General features: G+C 39.2%; 5 protein-coding genes. 2 read left to right on the top strand and 3 right to left on the bottom strand.

All coding sequences use genetic code 11. From position 1 onward, the window contains the following. Positions 1 to 457 precede the first annotated feature (457 nt). The 3 genes from ACFFAP_RS17445 to rplU form a co-directional block, all read right to left on the bottom strand. The gene (locus ACFFAP_RS17445) at positions 458 to 649 is read right to left on the bottom strand and encodes a hypothetical protein (protein ID WP_375512385.1); all 192 of its coding nucleotides are present in this window, start codon (positions 647 to 649) and stop codon (positions 458 to 460) included. Positions 650 to 1,028: 379 nt separating this feature from the next. Then, positions 1,029 to 1,325, bottom strand: coding sequence for a 50S ribosomal protein L27 (gene rpmA / locus ACFFAP_RS17450; RefSeq protein ID WP_322667698.1), 297 nt, complete (start codon positions 1,323 to 1,325; stop codon positions 1,029 to 1,031). Positions 1,326 to 1,352: 27 nt separating this feature from the next. After that, positions 1,353 to 1,760: a 50S ribosomal protein L21 gene (gene rplU, locus ACFFAP_RS17455; protein WP_375512405.1), complete on the bottom strand. Its 408-nt coding sequence runs from the start codon at positions 1,758 to 1,760 to the stop codon at positions 1,353 to 1,355. Between the two features lie 454 nt (positions 1,761 to 2,214). Here rplU and ACFFAP_RS17460 point away from each other — a divergent pair, with 454 nt between their 5' ends. Then, positions 2,215 to 2,448 (top strand): Nif11-like leader peptide family natural product precursor, encoded by a 234-nt coding sequence (locus ACFFAP_RS17460; RefSeq protein WP_375512386.1) that lies wholly within the window; start codon positions 2,215 to 2,217, stop codon positions 2,446 to 2,448. A 233-nt stretch (positions 2,449 to 2,681) separates the two neighbouring features. Next, complete coding sequence (locus tag ACFFAP_RS17465) at positions 2,682 to 3,770, top strand: DNA polymerase beta superfamily protein (RefSeq protein WP_375512387.1); 1,089 nt, start codon at positions 2,682 to 2,684, stop codon at positions 3,768 to 3,770. Positions 3,771 to 3,800 lie beyond the last annotated feature (30 nt).

A 3,800-nucleotide genomic window follows, 5' to 3' on the forward strand; every position in this document is an offset into this window, starting at 1 on the left:
ATCTTTGCCCATTGCATCGCCAGCTTTATCTTTGCTCATAGCAGGAGACGCTTCAGGAGCAATTTGATTGTTGCTTGCAGGAGTGCTAGAGCAAGCAGTGAGACTGGTAGTTAAAATCAAACCAGCTATTAAAGAAAGTGTTTTCCAGTTCATAGTCTTCTTTCATCCTTTGGATAGTTATTTTTGTATTGATTGCTCAGAGAAAACTAAACTACAAGCAGATTTATAAAGGCTATTGGGGTAAAGAATATGCCTTGTTATAGAGGACTCTATCAGACTTTTGCTACTGGTGTTTGATTTATCCCGAACATCTAAAGTATCTCTATAACGGCTGAGAGCTTATTGAAACTAAGCCATAATTTTAATAAATTTATCCCTTGAGAAAATTTAGTTAATTCTCAGCATTTTCTCAGGTATTCATGGTGGCTCAAAGCCAGAATCTAATTTAGATATTATTTCAGCAAAATGTCATACTGAAGAATGTAGAGACTAAGTACAGCATTTCATTAATTCGTAGCGAATTAAATTTGGCAATACCCTGCAATGCCAATGCATCGGCTGACAATGCCAATGCATCGGCTAACAATGCCAATGCATCGGCTAACAATGCTAATGCATCGGCTAACAATGCCAATGCGTCCCCTTGCATTAAAAACGCTACGATTTATACGCAAAGCTGTACTTAGCAGTGCTACATCTGTGCAAGGTTTCTGGATAACGCACATTTAATTTCTGAAGATGTTTAATCCAAAGAGTTTCAGAACAAACGTATCTCTGGCTGGCTATCCTGAAGTTTGGATGTTCCAAAAAAATTGGTGCTTAAGATTTGATATGCGATGTCTACGGCGGCAAACTACATAACCCAATTTTCTTGTGTAATATTTTGTTTAGTGAAGAATATTTGCGCTTTAATGCTCCTGATACTGATCTATGGGCAACACAGGAACAAAGCGACTTTTAAGCAACGGCTGGGACATGCGATCGCTAACTAGCGATTAGAGTGGGCACTGTTACCCACCCTAAACACTTTAACTTGCTACTGCCTCAGCAGGAGCTGCCTCAGCAGCAGTTATAGGTAAATAAACACTAACTTTTTTACGGGTTTTACCCTTTCTCTCAAACGTTACAACACCGTCGATTAAGGCAAACAGAGTGTCATCGCTACCAATACCGACATTGTTACCAGGGTGAAATTTTGTGCCGCGCTGACGCACGAGAATGTTTCCTGCACGTACAACTTGACCGCCATAACGCTTGACACCCAGACGTTGGGCATTAGAATCGCGACCGTTGCGTGTACTACCTGTTCCTTTCTTATGAGCCATGATTTCCTCTTGTGTATCTTCTTATTATTATTCAGCAGCAGTTTCAACTTCTTCGGCAGGAGTCTCATCTAGAACGGGGGTTTCCTTCTCCGTTTCTCCTTGGAAAGCAAATACTGCACCATTAAGGGTGATGGAGTCAATCATAAGTCTGGTAATTTCCTGACGATGCCCCCGCTTTTTGCGGGTTTTCTTTTTAGGCTTCATCTTGTATACCAGGACTTTACGACCTCTGTAATGTCGCATTACAGTGCCTTCTACAGTCGCACCTGTCACTAGTGGCTGTCCAATGGTGACTTCACCATCGTGCTGCACGAGTAATACGGAGTCTATTGTAACTTTTTCATCTGGTTCGGTCGCAAGCAGTTCAATATCGTAAAACCGCCCTGGCTCTACTCGTATTTGTTTGCCGCCAGTTTCAATAATCGCGTAGGTCATGGAATTGTCCTTGAGGTTGCCGTACAGGTAGCTGGTTTTTATCTCCCGTAGAGACGATGCAGCCAGCTTTTGTAATATGTCTACCTGATCCGAGCAGGAATTAGACAGACAATCTAACATGCTATTTTATCAACAGGTGCTAAGTCAAGCTTTTATTTGCCAAAAGTCGTCATCGCTGAATCAACCCACCCAAAGAATCTAAAATGCATTTACAATTCAAACTCAATGTTATTTAGTAAAAAACTGCTTCCATCTTAGGGCTTACTTTTACAAACTAGCAAAAATATTTAGACTAAAACTTATATTTTCTTATCAGAATCTACACAATTTTATTCTTTGTTTTAAAATTAAATTTACACTCTTAATCGTAAAGGTTCTTCACCAAATTTAGTGATTCCACAGGAGTCAAATTACTACATTCAAACCTGATATTTAAAACAGGAGATACACTGTCATGACACAGCAAAATGCTACCCGACTTTTTGAAGCCGTAAAACAAGATCAAGCATTACAGCAAAGACTCAAAGCAACAGCTAATCCAGAAGCCTTCGTCAAGATTGCTCAAGAGCGTGGCTATGATTTCAGCGTCGAAGAACTGGACAGTGAAATCAGCAAATTGTCTGAAGAAGATTTAGCCGCCATTGTTAATCCAGGATGGGGAAATAGACGGCACATTAATCCTAGATAATTCCTGTTCTAAGAAACCGAAATTATCGGAAAAACTGAATTGATAAGTTTTGCTCCTCAAGGGGATATTCTTGTATCCTTCTTTAGGGGCATTTTTGTGAAACTAAACAACTATTGGTATTAGTCATTGGTCATTGGGTATGGGGATTTTTATTCTGCTCCTCTGCATCTCCATTACCCACTTTCCACCTGCTTAAATCATGAGTTAGGATGGCTATATTTTAATCAGGTGATATGGAAAGAATAGAAGTTGAGCAAAGAACTATTTTAATTGGTTTGGCGGGTAGCCACGGCTATGGTTTAAATCGTCCTGATTCAGACTTTGATTATCGGGGAGTATTTATCGCACCCAAAAGGTACTACTTGGGATTTGATCACATAGAACAAAAAGATGCTGGTTGGGATGAACCAGGTATATTTCCATTCATTGATGGCAACAAAGACACAGTTATATATGAATTAAGAAAAATCCTTCAGTTATTAGCGGGCGCGAATCCCAATGTTTTAGAATTGCTCTGGTTAAATAACTATCCTTTTATAAACTCAGTCGGACAGCATTTAATTAATCATAAACAGCTATTTTTGAGCAAGAAAGTAAAACATACTTACACTGGTTATGCTTTTGCTCAAATCAAAAAAATGGAAACTCATCGCAAGTGGTTGTTAAAGCCACCGCAAAAAAAGCCAATACCATCTGATTTCGCCATAGAAGACGAAGCGCCCCTTAGCAAAGATGAGTTAAATGCTTTTCTGGAATATCTTTATAACTTAATCAGAGGACGGATTGAGTTTTTGGAAGAAGCAGAACAATTATACCAATTGCTGACGGCAGATATTGATTTTAAAGGCGTGTTGAAACAATACACTTTACCAGATGAAACTTTGGAATATACCCAAAAGTTAAGCAATAGCCGTAAAGATTTTATCCGCCTGCTTCAGAAAAGCCAAAGTTATCAAATAGCTTTAAGAGAATGGAAAGCTTACTTATCTTGGCAGGAAAATAGAAATCCGGCTAGGGCAGAAATGGAAAGAAAATCGGGTTTTGACCTCAAACATGGGATGCACTGCATTCGATTGTTACGCAGTGGAGTAGAAATATTGCGGCGAGGTGAAGTGATTGTAGATAGGAGAATAGCTGGTGATTTTGAGGATTTAAAAGCTATTTTAAAGGGTGAGTATTCTTATGAGGAGGTGATGAAAAAGGCAGAAGATTTGGTCGCTGAAATGGAAATTGTTTACGAACAATCTGCCCTACCTCACAAACCTGATTTTGAGCAAATTAATGAGTTGTGTATGGAATTGGTGGAAATGCAGAATTGGTAAATGAAAAGTTAGGAGTTAGGAGTTAGGAGT

Origin of the sequence: uncultured Nostoc sp. (assembly GCF_964245575.1) — a bacterium.
Classification (GTDB): Bacteria; Cyanobacteriota; Cyanobacteriia; order Cyanobacteriales; family Nostocaceae; genus Nostoc.

Bases quoted from the DNA above. Each gene is read 5' to 3' on its own strand.
- ACFFAP_RS17445 (WP_375512385.1), bottom strand. From the start codon at position 649: ATGCAAGGGGACGCATTGGCATTGTTAGCCGATGCATTAGCATTGTTA.
- rpmA (WP_322667698.1), bottom strand. From the start codon at position 1,325: ATGGCTCATAAGAAAGGAACAGGTAGTACACGCAACGGTCGCGATTCT.
- rplU (WP_375512405.1), bottom strand. From the start codon at position 1,760: ATGACCTACGCGATTATTGAAACTGGCGGCAAACAAATACGAGTAGAG.
- ACFFAP_RS17460 (WP_375512386.1), top strand. From the start codon at position 2,215: ATGACACAGCAAAATGCTACCCGACTTTTTGAAGCCGTAAAACAAGAT.
- ACFFAP_RS17465 (WP_375512387.1), top strand. From the start codon at position 2,682: ATGGAAAGAATAGAAGTTGAGCAAAGAACTATTTTAATTGGTTTGGCG.